General features: G+C 56.6%; 18 protein-coding genes. 7 read left to right on the top strand and 11 right to left on the bottom strand.

Annotated features, from left to right (window positions below; genetic code table 11):
- Positions 1 to 3 precede the first annotated feature (3 nt).
- The 6 genes from V8L70_RS03770 to V8L70_RS03745 all read left to right on the top strand — a co-directional run bounded on the left by V8L70_RS03770 (position 4) and on the right by V8L70_RS03745 (position 7,008).
- Complete coding sequence (locus tag V8L70_RS03770; RefSeq protein ID WP_336268890.1) at positions 4 to 1,677, top strand: ABC transporter permease; 1,674 nt, start codon at positions 4 to 6, stop codon at positions 1,675 to 1,677.
- A 12-nt stretch (positions 1,678 to 1,689) separates the two neighbouring features.
- Positions 1,690 to 2,328 carry an ATP-binding cassette domain-containing protein gene (locus tag V8L70_RS03765; RefSeq protein ID WP_101147386.1) on the top strand — a complete coding sequence of 213 codons (639 nt, stop codon included), beginning with the start codon at positions 1,690 to 1,692 and terminating at the stop codon, positions 2,326 to 2,328.
- Positions 2,315 to 3,028, top strand: coding sequence for a TIGR04283 family arsenosugar biosynthesis glycosyltransferase (locus V8L70_RS03760; protein WP_101147387.1), 714 nt, complete (start codon positions 2,315 to 2,317; stop codon positions 3,026 to 3,028). The genes V8L70_RS03765 and V8L70_RS03760 overlap by 14 nt, the downstream gene beginning before the upstream one ends.
- On the top strand, positions 3,018 to 3,653 hold the full coding sequence (locus V8L70_RS03755) for a TIGR04282 family arsenosugar biosynthesis glycosyltransferase (RefSeq protein WP_101147388.1): 636 nt from the start codon (positions 3,018 to 3,020) through the stop codon (positions 3,651 to 3,653). The genes V8L70_RS03760 and V8L70_RS03755 overlap by 11 nt, the downstream gene beginning before the upstream one ends.
- A 68-nt stretch (positions 3,654 to 3,721) precedes the next feature.
- Positions 3,722 to 5,866, top strand: coding sequence for a dihydrolipoyl dehydrogenase family protein (locus V8L70_RS03750; protein WP_101147389.1), 2,145 nt, complete (start codon positions 3,722 to 3,724; stop codon positions 5,864 to 5,866).
- Positions 5,863 to 7,008: an FAD-dependent oxidoreductase gene (locus V8L70_RS03745; protein WP_101147390.1), complete on the top strand. Its 1,146-nt coding sequence runs from the start codon at positions 5,863 to 5,865 to the stop codon at positions 7,006 to 7,008. The genes V8L70_RS03750 and V8L70_RS03745 overlap by 4 nt, the downstream gene beginning before the upstream one ends.
- A gap of 9 nt (positions 7,009 to 7,017) precedes the next feature.
- On the opposite strand, the gene V8L70_RS03740 is transcribed toward V8L70_RS03745, so the two are convergent.
- Together V8L70_RS03740 and gloA are read right to left on the bottom strand one after the other, a co-directional pair.
- Positions 7,018 to 7,476 (bottom strand): META domain-containing protein, encoded by a 459-nt coding sequence (locus V8L70_RS03740; RefSeq protein ID WP_101147391.1) that lies wholly within the window; start codon positions 7,474 to 7,476, stop codon positions 7,018 to 7,020.
- A 37-nt stretch (positions 7,477 to 7,513) separates the two neighbouring features.
- The gene (gloA, locus tag V8L70_RS03735; protein WP_101147392.1) at positions 7,514 to 7,954 is read right to left on the bottom strand and encodes a lactoylglutathione lyase; all 441 of its coding nucleotides are present in this window, start codon (positions 7,952 to 7,954) and stop codon (positions 7,514 to 7,516) included.
- 127 nt (positions 7,955 to 8,081) lie between these two features.
- Here gloA and V8L70_RS03730 point away from each other — a divergent pair, with 127 nt between their 5' ends.
- A complete protein-coding gene (locus tag V8L70_RS03730) occupies positions 8,082 to 9,152 on the top strand; it encodes a metal-dependent hydrolase (RefSeq protein WP_101147393.1) in 1,071 nt (356 codons plus the stop codon).
- Positions 9,153 to 9,183: 31 nt separating this feature from the next.
- On the opposite strand, the gene V8L70_RS03725 is transcribed toward V8L70_RS03730, so the two are convergent.
- The 9 genes from V8L70_RS03725 to rho form a co-directional block, all read right to left on the bottom strand.
- On the bottom strand, positions 9,184 to 9,915 hold the full coding sequence (locus V8L70_RS03725) for an MliC family protein (RefSeq protein ID WP_101147394.1): 732 nt from the start codon (positions 9,913 to 9,915) through the stop codon (positions 9,184 to 9,186).
- A gap of 45 nt (positions 9,916 to 9,960) precedes the next feature.
- A complete protein-coding gene (locus tag V8L70_RS03720) occupies positions 9,961 to 10,473 on the bottom strand; it encodes a DUF3087 family protein (RefSeq protein ID WP_101147395.1) in 513 nt (170 codons plus the stop codon).
- 77 nt (positions 10,474 to 10,550) lie between these two features.
- Positions 10,551 to 11,636 (bottom strand): 3-deoxy-7-phosphoheptulonate synthase, encoded by a 1,086-nt coding sequence (locus V8L70_RS03715; protein ID WP_336268889.1) that lies wholly within the window; start codon positions 11,634 to 11,636, stop codon positions 10,551 to 10,553.
- Between the two features lie 2 nt (positions 11,637 to 11,638).
- A complete protein-coding gene (locus V8L70_RS03710; RefSeq protein WP_336268888.1) occupies positions 11,639 to 11,863 on the bottom strand; it encodes a hypothetical protein in 225 nt (74 codons plus the stop codon).
- 147 nt (positions 11,864 to 12,010) lie between these two features.
- Positions 12,011 to 12,142: a hypothetical protein gene (locus tag V8L70_RS03705; protein ID WP_269801109.1), complete on the bottom strand. Its 132-nt coding sequence runs from the start codon at positions 12,140 to 12,142 to the stop codon at positions 12,011 to 12,013.
- A 108-nt stretch (positions 12,143 to 12,250) separates the two neighbouring features.
- The gene (locus V8L70_RS03700) at positions 12,251 to 12,379 is read right to left on the bottom strand and encodes a hypothetical protein (RefSeq protein ID WP_008959857.1); all 129 of its coding nucleotides are present in this window, start codon (positions 12,377 to 12,379) and stop codon (positions 12,251 to 12,253) included.
- Between the two features lie 59 nt (positions 12,380 to 12,438).
- Positions 12,439 to 13,179, bottom strand: coding sequence for an NAD(P)H-flavin reductase (locus tag V8L70_RS03695; RefSeq protein ID WP_336268887.1), 741 nt, complete (start codon positions 13,177 to 13,179; stop codon positions 12,439 to 12,441).
- Positions 13,180 to 13,240: 61 nt separating this feature from the next.
- Positions 13,241 to 14,731, bottom strand: a complete 1,491-nt coding sequence (ubiD, locus tag V8L70_RS03690) for a 4-hydroxy-3-polyprenylbenzoate decarboxylase (protein WP_336268886.1) — start codon at positions 14,729 to 14,731, stop codon at positions 13,241 to 13,243.
- A gap of 97 nt (positions 14,732 to 14,828) precedes the next feature.
- On the bottom strand, positions 14,829 to 16,088 hold the full coding sequence (gene rho / locus V8L70_RS03685) for a transcription termination factor Rho (protein ID WP_007111700.1): 1,260 nt from the start codon (positions 16,086 to 16,088) through the stop codon (positions 14,829 to 14,831).
- Positions 16,089 to 16,389 lie beyond the last annotated feature (301 nt).

The raw sequence follows: 16,389 nt of genomic DNA, 5'->3' as shown, positions 1-16,389 counted from the left end.
ACCATGCTGCGACTGGCACCGGCACTCATCATTGCCCTGCTCGTACTGCCGGTAGGCGCAGGGCTGCTGATGGTTCTGCTGCCAGCATTTGGCTACCTGCCGGCGCTGGGCGGATATAGCGTTAGTTTAGCCCCCTGGCAGATGCTGTTCGCCCAGCCGGGGCTAGCGCGATCAGTAGCCATTAGCTTTGCCAGCGGGTTAGTGAGCACCGCCCTCGCGCTAATGATGGTGGTGCTGTTTTTGGCGGCCAGTCGAGGCACTTGGTTAGATCGTATTATTCGGCGGCTGGTCTCACCGCTGCTCGCCATTCCTCATGCCGCTATTGCCTTTGGATTTGCCTTTTTGATTGCCCCTTCAGGCCTTGTGGCGCGGCTGATATCGCCCTCACTAACGGGGTGGGAGCGTCCGCCGGATGCGTTGATCGTCAATGATCCGCTGGGGCTCTCCCTGATGGCCGGACTGGTGTTGAAAGAGGCGCCATTTCTTCTATTAATGAGTCTTGCAGCGCTGCCGCAGCTAGCACCTGAAAAGCGCTTAATGCTAGCGCGGTCGCTGGGTTACTCACCTACAATAGCTTGGCTAAAAACCGTACTGCCCTCTCTTTATCCGCTGATTCGCCTGCCGGTTTATGCGGTGATCGCCTATGCCACATCGGTCGTCGATATGGCGCTGATTCTGGGCCCGACACTTCCCCCCACGCTCAGCGTGTCGATTCTTGGCTGGTTTAACGACCCCAATATTAGCCACCGTTTTATGGCTTCGGCGGCGGCGGTGCTGCAACTTGGCATTACGCTCGCCGCGCTGCTCTGCTGGTGGCTGCTGGAACAACTTATCCGCACACTAACACGTGGCTGGTTGACCAACGGCAGTCGCCAGCGCGGCGAGACTGCACTGCGGCTGTTTGGCCGCTCGGCATTACTGATTTCCAGCGGTACGGCACTGGCTGCCCTGATCGGCTTGGGGCTTTTCTCTGTGGCTGGCTTTTGGCGGTTTCCTGAAGTGCTGCCGCAGATGCTGACACTCGATCATTGGCAGCGCAGTGGCTCAATGCTGGCGTCCCCGCTGCTCAATACAGCGCTGATTGGGCTTATTTCCACGACGCTGGCCACCGCGCTGGTACTCGCCACGCTAGAGAACGAGCACCGCCAGCACCTTCAGCCCAAACGGGCTCTGTGGCTGCTCTACTTACCGCTGCTGGTGCCGCAAATCGCCTTTCTTTTTGGGCTGATTGTCGCGGCTGAAAGCGTGGGCATTCGTCCTCAGCTAGGCCTCGTTATCGCGGGCCACTTACTGTTTGTACTACCTTATGTCTATCTTTCATTAGCCGAGGCGTACCGCCAACTGGATCCTCGCTGGCTGCAGGTAGCACGTTCATTGGGCGCGTCACGCAGCGCCGCATTTTGGCGCGTACGCCTGCCGCTACTATTAGCGCCGCTGTTAACGGCCTTTGCCGTGGGTTTAGCGGTCAGTATCGGCCAGTACTTACCCACTCAACTACTCGGGGCCGGGCGTGTCACAACGGTAACGACAGAGGCAGTTGCGCTTGCCGCGGGCAGCAACCGACGCTTAATCGGCGTGTGGGCGCTAGTACAAGCGGGTTTGCCATTAATCGGCTTTATGCTTGCCCTAACGCTGCCCCGCTTTCTGGGCGCGCAGCGCCGTGAACACGCTACCTAAGAGAGAGCCACCGTGACCGCTTTATCAACCGCGCCACTGCGCCTGGAACAGATAAAAATAGCCTTGGCAGGCCGCGAGCTATTAGCGGTAGACGCCACGATTGCCCCTGGCGAAGTGCTGACGGTAATGGGCCCTTCCGGGTCGGGAAAATCGACCCTACTGGCGTATATTGCCGGTTTTCTTGAGCGCGAGTTTAGCGCCAGTGGCGGCGTATGGCTGGGCGAACATCAGTTACTGGATCTACCTGCAGAGAAGCGTGGCATAGGGCTACTGTTTCAAGACCCGCTGCTGTTTCCGCACCTAAGCGTCGGCGGCAACTTGCGTTTTGGGCTACCTCGACATAGCCGTGATCAGCGCCAGCAGGTCACCCACGCGCTTGAACAGATTGGGCTGGCAGGCTTTGAAGAGCGCGACCCGGCCACCCTTTCCGGCGGCCAAAAAGCGCGGGTGGCGTTAATGCGCCTGCTGCTTTCAAAGCCCCGAGCAGTGTTGCTAGACGAGCCTTTTTCCAAGCTGGACACAGCGCTGCGCCAAGAGATGCGATCGCTGGTGTTTAGCCAGCTGCGGGAAGCTGGCCTGCCAGCGCTACTGGTCACCCATGACCACGCAGATGCCAACGCAGCGGGAGGACCTGTAATTGCGCTCGGCTGAAAAACCTCCGCGTCTTAGCATCGTGGTCCCCGTGCTTAATGAAGCGCTAACACTGGCTCAGCATTTAACCGCGCTGCAGTCGCTGCGTACTCATGGAGTAGAAGTGGTGGTGGTCGATGGCGAAAGCTGTGACGACAGCGTTCGCGTTGCCAAATCGCTGGCTGACCGTGTGCTCAGCAGCCCTCCAGGGCGAGGCGTACAAATGAACTTAGGGGCGCAACACGCTAGCGCTTCAACGTTGCTGTTTCTGCATGCAGATACTCAGTTGCCTGTGGGCGCCGTTGAGCAGATTATCCATGCTTTGAAGCCCTATGCCATGAAGCCCCATGCCTGGGGGCGCTTTGATATTCAACTCTCAGGCCGAAGCGGCTGGCTCCCGGTCATCAGCTGGATGATGAACCAGCGCTCGCGGCTTACTGGCATCGCCACCGGCGATCAGGGCATCTTTGTATGCGCCAGCGCATTCAAGGCCATAGGTGGCTTTCCTGAGCAGCCACTGATGGAAGATATCGAACTCGCTAAACGGCTCAAACGGGTGTCTCGACCCGCCTGTTTAAAGGCGAAAGTGGTAAGCTCAGGCAGGCGCTGGGATCACTACGGCGCGTGGAAAACGATCCGCCTGATGTGGCGGCTGCGCTATCGCTACTGGCGCGGCGTTAGCGCAACCCAACTCATTAAGGAGTATCGTGATGCCCGCTGAAACGCCGGTAAAGAGCAGGCTGTTGCCCCACCTCCATCTGCTGGCGAAGGCGCCTCTGGCAGGCCAGGCCAAAACGCGCCTGGCACCACTGCTGGGCAGTGAGGGCGCCGCTGAGGCGCATGCCGAACTGCTGCGCCACTGCGTCGCGACTGCGTGCAAAGCGCTACCCGCAGAACAAGTCACGCTTTGGACGGCGCTTGATCACACACACCCGCTGTTTATCGAGCTTCGTGAGCAGTTTGGCTTTATCTTAAACGCCCAGCCGGATGGCGACTTAGGAGCACGCGTTCGCTACGCCCTCAAGAGTACACCGGGGCCAGCCATGCTGATGGGCAGTGACTGCCCCAGTATTACCAGTGCGCTGATTACTACCTGTGCACAACAATTAACCCGCTACAACGTGGTCATTTTACCCGCCGAAGACGGCGGTTACGGCTTTATTGGCACCCAGCAAGACTACCCAACACTCTTTAAAGACATTCCCTGGGGCACCCAAAGCGTACTTACAACCACGCGGCAGCGCATTGAGGCGTTGGGGCTCAACGCGGCTTACCCAGCGACTATTTGGGATGTGGATCGACCCGAGGATTGGCAACGCTGGAAAGCGTTAACGATTCCCGTGTAAGGAAACTGGCTCTCTTACCACTCAGTTAGCACCACTCACTCGTTTACCCCCTGGCGCTGGAGCGTACCGTGACCCGACAACGTTTGATTATTGCAGCGCTACTCGCCATTGCCATTGGCGTGTTTTTTCTTAGCGGCGCCCATCAATGGTTCACGCTAGAGACCCTAAAGGCTTACCAAAACGACTTTCAATCGGCGTTTAACCAAAACCCGTGGCAGGTGGCTGGCCTCTTTTTTGCCGTCTACGTGGTGATGACCGCCCTCTCTTTGCCGGGAGCCACGCTGCTGACACTGCTGGGCGGCGCACTGTTTGGCCTTGGCTGGGGGTTGTTGATCATCTCCTTCGCCAGCGCAATAGGGGCGACCTTGGCCTTTTTGCTCTCTCGCTTTCTGTTTCGCCACCCGATTGAGCAGCGCTTTCCGCGCCAGTTTGAAGCCGTTAATCGCGGCGTAGAGCGTGACGGCGCTTTTTATCTGTTTATGCTGCGCCTGGTGCCGGTGTTCCCGTTCTTTATGATCAACCTGGTCATGGGGCTAACCCGGATTAAAACCGTTACTTACTACTGGGTGAGCCAACTGGCGATGCTGCCAGGTACAGCGGTTTATGTGAACGCAGGCGGGCAACTGGGAGATTTGGAAAGCCTCGCGGGTATCGTCTCGCCAACGCTATTAGCCTCTTTTGCATTGCTGGCGGTTTTCCCCTGGATTGCCCGGCGCATCGTGCTGCTGATGCAGAAGCGCAAAGCCTACACAGGCTTTACCCGGCCCGACCGCTTTGACTACGACATTGTGGTCATTGGTGGCGGTTCGGCGGGGCTGGTCACTAGCTACATCGCTAGCGCCGTGAAAGCCAAAGTAGCGCTGGTGGAAAAACACAAGATGGGCGGCGACTGCCTGAATACCGGCTGCGTGCCCTCCAAGGCGTTAATACGCGCTGCCCGCGCTGCTCATGAGATTCGCAACGCCTCACGCTTTGGGGTGACTGCCGGTGAACCCCAGATTGATTTTGCCAATGTGATGGGCCATGTGCATCAAGCGATTAGCGATATCGAACCCCACGATAGCGTCGAACGCTATCGCAGCCTAGGCGTTGAGGTGTACCAAGATCACGCCACGCTTACCTCGCCATGGGAGATTCAGGTGGGCGATAAAACCCTTACCGCTCGCCATATCGTTCTGGCCACGGGTGCTCGTCCTCGAGTGCCACCCCTACCGGGAATTGAGAGTGCGCCCGTTTTAACCTCTGAAAACCTTTGGTCACTAACGGAGCTGCCCAAACGCTTAGTAGTGCTCGGTGGCGGTGCCATTGGCTGCGAGCTAAGCCAAAGCTTTGCCCGCCTGGGCAGTCAAGTGGCGCTGGTCGAAGGGCTTTCTCAGCTGTTAGGACGCGAGGATCAGGAAGTCGGCGCACTGGTCGAAACGACCTTAGCGGATGAAGGGATCAAGGTGATGACCGACGCCAAAGCGCTGGAGGTTCTCAACGACGAGGCAGGCTATCAACTGGTGGTCATGCATCACGACGAGCGTAAGCTGCTTCCTTTTGACTATTTAATGGTGAGTGCGGGCCGCCAAGCCAATGTGGAGGGCTTGGGGTTGGAGGCGTTGGGGATCACGACGACCCAAGCGGGGACGTTAGAGCTTAACGAGCGTCTGCAAACCCGCCTACCTAATATCTGGGCCTGCGGTGATTTAGCGGGGCCTTACCAACTGACGCATGCGGCGGCCCATCAGGCGTGGCACGCTGCGGTCAATGCGCTGTTTGGAGAGCTCAAGAGTTTTGCCGTGGATTACCGGTTTATGCCTGCGGTGACCTACGTGCAGCCGGAAGTGGCACGGGTAGGATTGAATGAGAAAGAGGCCAAAGCAAAAGGAATCGCGTTTGAAGTCACCCGTTACGCCATGAATGAGAGTGACCGCGCCATTGCCGAAGGCGCTACCGCAGGCTTTATCAAAGTGCTCACCGTGCCCGACAAGGATAAAATCCTGGGGGCGACCATCGTTGCCGAGAACGCCGGCGAATGGCTGGGTGAGTTTACCATTGCCATGAAACATGGACTGGGGCTCAACAAGCTGCTGGGCACCATTCATCCTTATCCCACGCTTGGTGAGGCCGCCAAGGCCACCGCAGGCGTATGGAAGAACGCCCATAAGCCTGAACGGGTATTGAAACTGCTGAAGCGCTACTTCACTTGGCGTCGCGGCGAGGCAAAATGACCTGTCCTATCAAAAAGCTGTTACTCATTGGGGCGGGCCATGCCCACGCCTTTGTGCTGGAAGCCTTTGCCCAGCAGCCAGACTCGAATATCGCGATTACGGTGGTGAGCGATAGTCCGTTGGCGGCTTACTCCGGCAGTGTACCGGCCTGGTTGGCAGGCGAATGCACGCTACGTGAAACGCAGATTGATGTGGCGGCGTTATGCCAGCGGGCCAACGCGCTTCTCATTCTCTCTCCGGCGAAAGCCATTAACCTTCAATCACGCTGTGTGGAGCTGGCAGATGGCGAGTGCATCGATTTTGACGTTGCTTCGTTCAATATTGGCTCTACCCTGACCCTCCCTGAGCAGCATGGCGAACAGCTTCCCCACCTGCTGGCCATGCGTCCACTGAGTTCGCTGCATTATCGCTGGCAGGCGCTGCAAGAAACGGTCAACGCGCTTCCTCCTGGCGGCGACTTAAGGGTAGTCAGCGTTGGTGGCGGTGCCGCAAGCTGCGAAACGTTGATGAGCGTATTGGCTCAGTTGCGCCACCAGCGTCCCGATATTGACTGGCAGGGACATTTACTTAGCGCCTCGAATGAGCTGCTGCCCGGGGCAGGTCGCTTGCCACGCTGGTTAATGCGGCACGCCTTGTTACGCGCGGGCATTAACGTGTTCCAGCAGATACGTGGAGCGGCATTGGTAGACGGGGGCGTATTAACACACTGCAACGTACTCATGCGTGCCGATATCGTGCTGTGGGCCACCGGCGCTGTTGGCCACCGCTGGCTTTCTGAGACCGCGCTTCCACTGAATGATCAAGGCTTTATTCAGGTAGAAAAATCGCTGCAGGTGGTGGGCCAGCCGGTTATCTTCGCCGCGGGGGATTGTGCGGCTTTTGACCCGCCGCTGCCCAATGCGGGCGTATACGCGGTACGCATGGGTCCTCATTTGGCGGACAATCTTCGCCGGGCCTGCTGCGGTGAATCGTTGGCTGATTGGCAGCCACCCAAGCGCGTCCTGGCCCTGATTGGCACCGGTGACGGTCACGCGATTGCCAGTCGAGGAAGCTTTGGAGTATCAGGAAAGTGGGTATGGGAATGGAAAAAGCGGATTGATGCGCGCTTTATCGCCCGCTTCAATCCGCCTTTTGAGGGCTAACTGGCTACCTTAGTTACCTTCGCGCCAGCCGCCTAACACCCGACTATCCGGGCCAAAAAAGACCAAGCGGTCATGATCAATCAGGTAACGGTAAGCGGTTTCCATCATATCCGTGACGCGTTTGGCATCATCCATTTGCGGGCATGCCATACGTGTAGTGGCCAACTCGCTAAACTCGATGCGCTGATTTTCCCCTAGCGTCACCTTACCGGTAAGGCGGTTACAGCCATCATGGCCACTAACGCTACCATCACGAGATATCTGGAAAAATGGCGTTTCCGGCATCGACAGCCGCTCATCGGTGCCCACCAACAGTAAGTTCCAACGCTGATCAACAATGGCGCCGGAAAGCGAGGAACCGCTCGACCCTTGCGGCGATGTGCTTGGCCCTGGCGCACTGCTACAGGCGCTTAACAAGAGCACAGTGGAGGCGAGCAGTGGCAATAAACGCCAACTTTTCTTGGTCATGGTGAATCGTCCTTGTTTGCTAGCCTTTCTGGAATAGCTACCAGCTACCGGTATTTTCCATCGACGCCCAGGGTTCTTGCGGCTCGAGTGCATCGCCTTTTTGCAGCAGTTCAACCGAGATACCATCTGGTGATTTTACAAACGCCATGTGGCCATCGCGAGGCGGACGATTGATGGTCACACCGTTGTCTTGAAGCTTTTGGCAAAGCGCATAAATATCGTCGACGCGGTAGGCCAAGTGACCGAAGTTGCGACCGCCCGAATACTCTTCTGGATCCCAGTTGTAAGTCAGCTCTAGTTCAGGAGCGGTGAGACGCGCCGAGCGCGCTTCATCAAAGGAGGCGGCAAGGAACACCAGCGTAAAGCGGCCCTTCTCGTTTTCTTTACGACGGACTTCTTTAAGACCCAGCAGATCGCAGTAAAAACGTAGCGAAGCATCTAGGTCACTCACACGTACCATGGTATGTAGGTATTGCATATCGACTCCTCAAAAAACGACCGTAGCCATACTTTACAAAAACGTGACAGCGTACATAAAACGCCGCAACGCTGTACAATTAAACCATAACGTTTATCTTAGCTGGGTTTACCCGTCGGAGAAACCTGTGGATTCAGTCACGCAAGCTGCGCTTGGCGCAGCCATTGGTGGTGCCGTGTTGGGTCGGCGCTTGGGCCGAAAGGCCATTCTCATTGGCGCCGTGCTGGGCACTCTGCCTGATCTTGATGTGATAATCGATTACGGCGATGCCGTGGCCAATGTTACCGAGCATCGCGGCTTTAGCCATTCACTGTTTATGCTGACGGGCTTGGCCACGCTGCTGGCACTACTGAGCGCACGCTTTGTGCCTATCAAGGCGATTAGCCTGCCCCGCTGGTGGTGCTTTTATACACTTATTCTGGTCACGCACCCGCTGCTTGATGCCCTTACCACCTACGGTACCCAGCTGTTGTGGCCACTTGATGTAACGCCTGCGGCCTGGCCGATCATTTTCATTATCGACCCGCTTTATACCCTTGCCTTGCTCATCGCCCTGGGATTCGGTTTGGTCACTTTGCGGGTAAGAAAGGCCTGCACTTGGGGGCTGGCCATCAGCTGTGTTTATCTGACCATGGCGGCTGGGGCGAAAGTAATGATTGAACAACGTATCGCCCCAGTGCTGGCGGAGCAGGGGCTACAAAAGGCTCCCCTGCTGATTCAGCCAACCCCGTTCAATATTGTGCTATGGCGCGCCACGGTGATGGATGGGGATCGCTATTATGAAAGTTTGATCAGTGTGTTTGACGGTAGCAACCCGCCCCGCCTGGAACCGCTGATTCGTAACGCAGCGTTAGAAGCCCCTCTTTTGGCCAGCTTACAAGGGCAGCGCTTGGCGTGGTTTGCAGGGCCTTTTCTGCGCTATGAAGAGCGTTGGCTGGATGGTAAAGAGACGCTTATTGCCACCGATATACGGCTCGGTTTTCCGGGGTTTCATCCGTTTAGTTTCACCCTGGCTACGTTAGAAGAGGAACGCTGGGTACCGCTGGCGGTGAGCGAACAAGTGGAAAGTTCGCGCGGCCTTCATATGACAACGCTCTCCCGGCTTGCCGCTCGCGCCGCTGGCAACACCTCGGCCCTCTGCGCCAGCGACTTTGTGGCGCGAGAGTGGCGGGCCGAGCGTGTTATCTATCGTTGCTAAACCAAGTTACTCAACCAAGCTGCTAAACCCATTAGGGAGCAATGCCTTGGCCACAGCCACTATATTGCTCCCCACCGTAGGTCAGCGTGACCCTGGCAGGGAAAGGCTTACCGCTCATGTCGTCAAAGCAGGCGCCAGCTTCAATGCGAACGCGGAAGAAAGGTTCCACATCCGCGTTTTCAATGACGACCCTGCCTGCTTCGTTGTCCATCACGCTAATCATATAGGGTTGTTGAACGCGCTCTTCCCCATAGTTGAGTTCCATCGTCAGTGTTGGCGTATCGTTCGCCAAGGCAACCGACCAGCCGGGTTCATTGCCCTGCCCGCGGAACATTATCCCGGGGTGATCCTTCCGGGTTGAGGCATCACGGCTAGCGGCCAGCTCGCACTTGAGTTGACCACGAGGCGTTTCTACCAATGCCTGCTCACCGCGATTCCAGAAGCTGATTTCGCCGTCTTGATAGCGAGCACCGCTGGCCACCACCGCTTGCGGCAAGCGCCAGGCGCCATGCAGCGACCAAAGACGCAGCGTTTCGCCGTCGACAGCGGTGATTAAATTCTGGCGCGCTGGGCTACAGTGCCACGCATCGAAGCGCTGCGCCGAGCCGGGAAAAAGTGCCGAGGGTAAAAAAGGGGCTCGGTTCTCCAGTGTGGCCTGGTTAGCTGTCGTCGTTTCGGCGGAGGGCGTCGCTGCACAGCCTCCGATAACGACCGCCATGCCTGCTGCGACAATGGCGCCACCCCATGCGTGTAACCTCTTCATTCAGCGCGCTCCCTTTGTGTCTAGTGCTCTTGCTGTCTGTATCGTTTATCCGCGTTTGAACGCCTGCAGGTCATGGGTATCAATACGCTCCACCTGCGGGGGCAACCCCAGCGCTTCGCGTTTGATCTTAACCTGCATTTTTTCAGCCAGCCGCTCCGAATCGTCGTCGGTGGTACGCCCGTTAAGCTCTGCCAACTGCGCCATGCCTTGGTGATAGAAGGTGAGTAGGTCCAAGGCTGTGCGATTATTCTCTTCCACTGCTTTACGCAGCTGGGAAAGGTAACCGCTGACTTGCGACAAATGATGTTTGAGCTGCCAAACATAGCGTACTTCGGTCATCCACGGGCGCTCACGCAGCACGGCAAAAAGTGCACTGGTGGCCAGTAACCCAAGTAGTACGCCAAGGGCGTTGAGCCAAAGACTGCTGCCAAAGGTGGTCGTGAGCAGCATGGAGAACAGCAGGCCAAAAATAATCAGTTGCCCTGCCATGGCAAAACTGATCATGCGGGCTTTACGGCGGTAGGTCTCAGGGTCGTGATCTTCTAGGGCAAATACCATGGCCAGCCTCATCATCAAAATAAGTTACTTATGATACGGGGCTGGCCATGGCAAACAAGTACTAGTGTTAGCGAGGCTTAACTCAAACGCTCCGCGGCTGTTTTAAGTAAGTGCTCGGTAGTCTCCCAGCCCACGCAGGCGTCGGTCACCGAAACACCGTAGCGCATAGCACCTGGCTTGAGCGGCTGCTTGCCTTCGAATAAATGGCTTTCCAACATCAATGCCACCAGATTGGCTTCCCCCGACTGGCGCTGGGCGAGTACATCCAGCATCACTTCGCTCTGGCGACGGTGATCCTTACGTGCGTTAGCGTGGCTGCAATCCACCATCAGCCGTGGGTTTTGGCCCGCGTTACGTAGTGCGGTGGTAGCAGCTCGTACGTGCTGAGTCTGGTAGTTGGGTTCACCGTGACCACCGCGCAGTACTACGTGGGTGTGTGGGTTGCCAATGGTTTGCTGGACGATCGGGTGGCCTTGAGGATCAACGGCAAAGCGCTGGTGCGGGTGGGCCGCCGCACTCATGGCATCAATCGCGACTTGAACGTCGCCACTGGTAGCATTCTTGAACCCCACCGCCGCGGCTAAATCACTGGCCAGCTCCCGGTGCAGTTGCGATTCAGTGGTGCGCGCACCAATCGCGACCCAGCTCAGCAAATCGTCCAGATAAGGTGCCAGCATCGGCTGCAGAAGCTCGGTGGCCACCGGCAGGCCACGCGCCGCCACGGCGTGCATCAGTTCACGGGAGAGCGCCAGGCCACGGGGCATATCGCCACTGCCATCTAAATCAGGGTCGTAGGCCAGCCCTTTCCAACCCACGGTGGTGCGGGGTTTTTCAATGTAGACACGCATCACGGGTAATATCTGCCCGCTCACTTCTTCACTGAGCGCTGCCAGGCGGTCGGCGTACTCAAGCGCGGCATCAGGGTCGTGCACTGAGCAGGGGCCGACCACCACGAGTAGACGGTCATCGTGACCGCTTAGGATTTGCTGTACAGCGTGACGCTGGCGGGCAATTTGCTCACTTAGCGGGTCGCTTAACGAGACACGCTGACGCAGGTCGGCGGGGGTAGGCAGCCTTTTAGAGGTGGTAGGCGTAAGCTGCGAAGTGACCTGGGCAGTATTGACGGCTGGTTTATTTACAACAGAGCTGATGGGCGCATTCATGATTAATTCTCCGCAATCGTACATCGTTTGACTAGGTGACCACCCAGGCGCACGCGGTCGGAGGTGGCAGCTAGCACCGACCGCGCGTCGCTAAATCGCCAACCATAGCCATAGCCATAGCCATAGCCATAGCCATAGCCATAGCCATAGCCATAGCCATAGCCATAGCCATAGCCATAGCCCACATAGCCGGTAGCGAACGCGTTAGCCAGTCCACGATAAATCATGATGCTGCTCCTTGATGAAATAGTGATGAAAGTTAACCAAACCCGTTAGTAGCAGGGACTAAAAACGCCAAAAGCCCCGGCGGGGTTACCGACCGGGGCTTCTGTGCTTGCGGCAGGCAACCGAGTGGTGTGCCTGGTGGCGCGACGTTAGGCGTCGGCCAAGGGCACACCGTGGCTAAACCAATACCAATAAGAGCCTGCGCTACCCATGAGCACGCACACGCCATCAGCCATGTCTGGCAGTGGTTTCATCGTGTGTGGCGTGGTGAGTCGCTGCATGTCTCTAGTTTCCGTTAGTAATGGCTCGCCCGAAAGAATCGTCCGCTAAGGCTGCCGCAATGATGTTGTGGTTTTTATCCTGCCTGCAAGCGTTGCAAATGGCAACACTCAACCGCTAAAAGCTTGTACCCAGCCAATCGTCGCGGGCAGTGCTGCCATGCTAACCAATACCACTATGCCGAGAAAAATGGATAAAAAGCCAGATTCGTCTTTATAGTCTTCGTCGTGATGGGCCATGTTAGCCTCCTTTTTTATCAACGCTATATCAGGGGAGTCTCAAAAAACCTGCGGCCATATTAAGTAGTTCGAGGGGCGTAGGCAAACACATCCGAAAACACTCGCTCAAGCTTCACGCCTTTCGTCTCGAGCACATCCAAGCAGGCATATACCATGCCGGGTGAACCCGAGATATATACATCATGGGTGTCCAGCGTTATCTCTGCGTCTTTCAAGACTTGGTCAATACGCCCCTGGTGGTGGTTGATCCGCTCGCCCACTGCCATCGGCTCTTCTAACGGAAGCTCGGTCACTGCATGAAACGAGACGTTAGCATGGGTTTGCGCCCACGAACTCGCCAATTGCTCCAAGTACAGGTCGCGATGTTCACGCGCTGCCCACCATAGCGAAATTTCACGCTCTGGCTGCTCGTGGAGTACTGCTTCAATAATCGCTTTCATCTGCGAGAAACCAGTGCCAGCGGCTATCAGCATTAATGGCCGCTCGCTCTGACGATCCAACACGCAATCCCCATCCGGCAAACGCAAGGTAAGCTGGTTGGCCACCTGAAGCAGCTCACGTAACCGCGCGGAGTTATCTCGCTCTGGCCAATGTTGGATATGTAGTTCAATGATGCCATCACCCCGTTCAGCGCTGGCAATCGAAAACGGTACCCAGGTTGTGTCGTCTATCTTCAGTTCTAAATATTGCCCCGGCGCATGCTGCATGGCTTCGGCGCGCCCGGCTAGCGTTACGCCAAACACATCGGGGTTTAAGTTCTCAACCTCGGTGACTTGGCAAGTCAACGTCCTTGCACTCATGAAAGCCTCTTTTAACAAATTCGGTCAGCGATACGCATGATCAACGGCTGTCTTCAGTCTATCAAAGGCGAGAGGGCGGTAACGCCAGGCCTATGCCCAGTGCTTCCCAGCGTTCATCTACCCGCGCTTTAACCGCTTCGTCCATCATAATAGGGGTGCCCCATTCACGATCGGTCTCTCCCGGCCACTTGTTGGTAGCATCAAGCCCCATTTTCGAGCCAAGGCCTGAGACCGGCGAGGCGAAATCGAGGTAATCAATCGGCGTATTCTCGACCATGACGGTGTCCCGTGCGGGGTCCATCCGCGTGGTGATCGCCCAGATCACGTCTTCCCAGTTACGCGCATCCACATCGTCATCCAGCACGATCACAAACTTGGTGTACATAAACTGGCGGAGGAAACTCCAGACACCCATCATGACGCGCTTGGCGTGTCCGGGGTACTGCTTCTTCATCGTCACGACCGCCATACGATAAGAGCAGCCTTCCGGCGGCAGGTAGAAGTCGACAATTTCGGGAAACTGCTTGCACAGAATGGGCACAAACACTTCGTTCAGGGCCACGCCCAGAATGGCCGGCTCGTCCGGCGGGCGCCCGGTGTAGGTCGAGTGGTAAATCGCATCACGGCGCATGGTCATCCGCGTGACGGTAAATACCGGGAAGTGGTCGACCTCATTGTAATAACCGGTGTGGTCACCAAAGGGGCCTTCCGCCGCCATGTCGTCCGGATAGATAAAGCCTTCGAGGATAATCTCGCTAGATGCGGGCACATCAAGATCCGCATGACCGCACTTTACAAGCTCGGTGCGTGAACCACGCAGCAGACCCGCAAAGGCATATTCTGACAGCGAATCCGGCACCGGGGTCACGGCGCCCAAAATCGTCGCCGGGTCGGCACCCAGCGCTACTGCTACCGGAAAAGGCTCGCCAGGGTGGGCTTTTTGAAACTCCAAAAAATCCAAGGCGCCGCCGCGGTGGGAGAGCCAGCGCATAATCAGGCGATTTTTGCCGATTTTCTGCTGGCGGTAGATCCCTAGATTCTGACGCTTTTTATGCGGCCCTTTGGTAATCACCAGTGGCCAGGTGACCAGAGGCCCCGCATCGCCGGGCCAGCAGTGCTGAATCGGCAGTAGGCCAAGGTCGACCTCGTCGTCTTCATACACCACCTCTTGTACCGGCGCATGCTTGACGTTTTTGGGCCCCATGCTGAGCACTTGCTTGAAAATCGGCAGCTTGTCCCAGGCGTCTTTCAAGCCTTTCGGCGGATCAGGTTCTTTGAGAAACGCCAATAGCTTACCCACTTCTCTAAGCGCTTCTACCGAATCTTGGCCCATGCCAAGCGCTACCCGTTTGGGGGTACCAAACAAGTTGCCCAGCAGCGGCATGCTGTGACCTTTCACGTTTTCAAACAGCAATGCCGGGCCACCGGCACGCAGCGTGCGGTCGCAGATTTCGGTGATTTCCAGATAAGGGTCGACTTCGACGGAGATACGCTTGAGTTCACCCTGCGCTTCAAGCGCCGTGATGAACTCGCGCAAGTCTTTATACTTCAAGGAACGCTCCTTGGCTGGCGAATGCGCCGCTAGATGACATTAGCGGCGTTGATCATAGCGGCGGCTCTGCTAACGCTAGTCGCACTTGCGCTGTCAATTAGCGGCGCTTCATCGCTTCAAAGAACTCAAGATTGGTCTTAGTATCCTTCAAACGATCAATCAGGAATTCCGTAGCGGCGGTGTCTTCCATCGGATTAAGCAGCTTACGCAGAATCCACATGCGCTGCATTTCATCTTCAGAGGCCAGCAGGTCTTCTCGACGGGTGCCACTGCGACGGATATTGATCGCCGGGAATACGCGACGCTCAGCCAGCTTGCGATCCAAGTGGGCTTCCATGTTGCCGGTACCCTTGAACTCTTCGAAGATGACTTCGTCCATCTTGGAGCCAGTATCCACCAGCGCCGTGGCGATAATCGTCAGGCTGCCGCCCTCTTCGATGTTACGCGCCGCACCAAAGAAGCGTTTCGGCTTCTCAAGCGCATGGGCATCAACACCACCGGTGAGCACTTTGCCAGAGCTAGGCACCACGGTGTTGTAAGCACGCGCTAAGCGAGTAATGGAGTCGAGCAGGATAACCACGTCTTTCTTGTGCTCAACCAGGCGCTTGGCTTTCTCGATAACCATTTCAGCCACTTGCACGTGACGCGCTGGGGGCTCATCGAAGGTCGACGCCACCACTTCGCCACGCACGGTACGCGACATTTCGGTCACTTCCTCAGGGCGCTCATCGATCAGTAGCACGATCAAATGGCACTCTGGGTTATTACGCGTGATGGAGGTCGCGATGTTTTGCAGCATCAGCGTTTTACCCGCCTTGGGCGGCGATACCAGCAGACCACGTTGGCCTTTACCAATCGGTGCGGTCAGATCGATGATCCGCGCGGTAAGGTCTTCCGTGGAGCCGTTACCGATCTCCATACGCATACGATCGTCTGGGAACAGGGGTGTTAAGTTCTCAAACAGGATCTTGTGCTTGGCATTTTCCGGACGGTCAAAGTTGATTTGACTGACCTTCAGCAGGGCGAAGTAGCGTTCACCCTCCTTGGGCGGACGGATTTTGCCGGAAATGGAGTCACCCTTGCGCAGATTGAAACGGCGGATCTGCGAAGGCGATATGTAAATATCGTCGGGACCGGCGAGATAGGAGCTGTCAGCGCTACGCAGGAAGCCGAAGCCATCCTGAAGAATTTCCAGCACACCGTCGCCATAAATATCCTCGCCACTTTTGGCATGTTTCTTGAGGATGGCGAAAATGATGTCCTGCTTGCGCGAACGGGCCAAGTTATCAATACCCATTTCACGGGCGATATCGAGGAGCTCGGGAACGGTTTTTTGCTTGAGTTCAGTGAGATTCATCGGTGTGTTAGAAAATTGCTCATGGAAGCTGGGCGCCAGGCGCCGGGAGTAAGACAGGAGGCGTGAAAGTGACGCCGTGTGATGCGTTCAGACCCCGGTAAAGGCACGCGCTCGAAGATGAAAGGAACGGCGTTGGACTTAACTAACAACGCTGCTGCTAGTTGTTATTAAGACTCAACTCGAGGGTGCTAACACTTGTCTACTCTGGTTCACACAGGAAGAGTGGTTAAACCAGTGGGCTATCTGACGACTTGGAATTCTGGCTGACGCTAACGGGATAAACAATGAATAACGTCTGGGG

The organism is Vreelandella arctica (assembly GCF_037070215.1).
GTDB lineage: Bacteria > Pseudomonadota > Gammaproteobacteria > Pseudomonadales > Halomonadaceae > Vreelandella > Vreelandella arctica.
Note: the sequence above shows the minus strand (reverse complement) of the source record. Positions and strands in the feature narration are given on the sequence as shown.

What these genes read in the sequence shown, in the direction of transcription:
- V8L70_RS03770 (WP_336268890.1), top strand. Translation starts at nt 4, where the DNA reads ATGCTGCGACTGGCACCGGCACTCATCATTGCCCTGCTCGTACTGCCG.
- V8L70_RS03700 (WP_008959857.1), bottom strand. Translation starts at nt 12,379, where the DNA reads ATGGCCCATCACGACGAAGACTATAAAGACGAATCTGGCTTTTTATCC.
- rho (WP_007111700.1), bottom strand. Translation starts at nt 16,088, where the DNA reads ATGAATCTCACTGAACTCAAGCAAAAAACCGTTCCCGAGCTCCTCGAT.
- V8L70_RS03740 (WP_101147391.1), bottom strand. Translation starts at nt 7,476, where the DNA reads ATGACCAAGAAAAGTTGGCGTTTATTGCCACTGCTCGCCTCCACTGTG.
- V8L70_RS03715 (WP_336268889.1), bottom strand. Translation starts at nt 11,636, where the DNA reads ATGAATGCGCCCATCAGCTCTGTTGTAAATAAACCAGCCGTCAATACT.
- V8L70_RS03720 (WP_101147395.1), bottom strand. Translation starts at nt 10,473, where the DNA reads ATGGTATTTGCCCTAGAAGATCACGACCCTGAGACCTACCGCCGTAAA.
- V8L70_RS03710 (WP_336268888.1), bottom strand. Translation starts at nt 11,863, where the DNA reads ATGATTTATCGTGGACTGGCTAACGCGTTCGCTACCGGCTATGTGGGC.
- V8L70_RS03725 (WP_101147394.1), bottom strand. Translation starts at nt 9,915, where the DNA reads ATGAAGAGGTTACACGCATGGGGTGGCGCCATTGTCGCAGCAGGCATG.
- V8L70_RS03695 (WP_336268887.1), bottom strand. Translation starts at nt 13,179, where the DNA reads ATGAGTGCAAGGACGTTGACTTGCCAAGTCACCGAGGTTGAGAACTTA.
- V8L70_RS03745 (WP_101147390.1), top strand. Translation starts at nt 5,863, where the DNA reads ATGACCTGTCCTATCAAAAAGCTGTTACTCATTGGGGCGGGCCATGCC.
- gloA (WP_101147392.1), bottom strand. Translation starts at nt 7,954, where the DNA reads ATGCAATACCTACATACCATGGTACGTGTGAGTGACCTAGATGCTTCG.
- V8L70_RS03705 (WP_269801109.1), bottom strand. Translation starts at nt 12,142, where the DNA reads ATGCAGCGACTCACCACGCCACACACGATGAAACCACTGCCAGACATG.
- V8L70_RS03755 (WP_101147388.1), top strand. Translation starts at nt 3,018, where the DNA reads ATGCCCGCTGAAACGCCGGTAAAGAGCAGGCTGTTGCCCCACCTCCAT.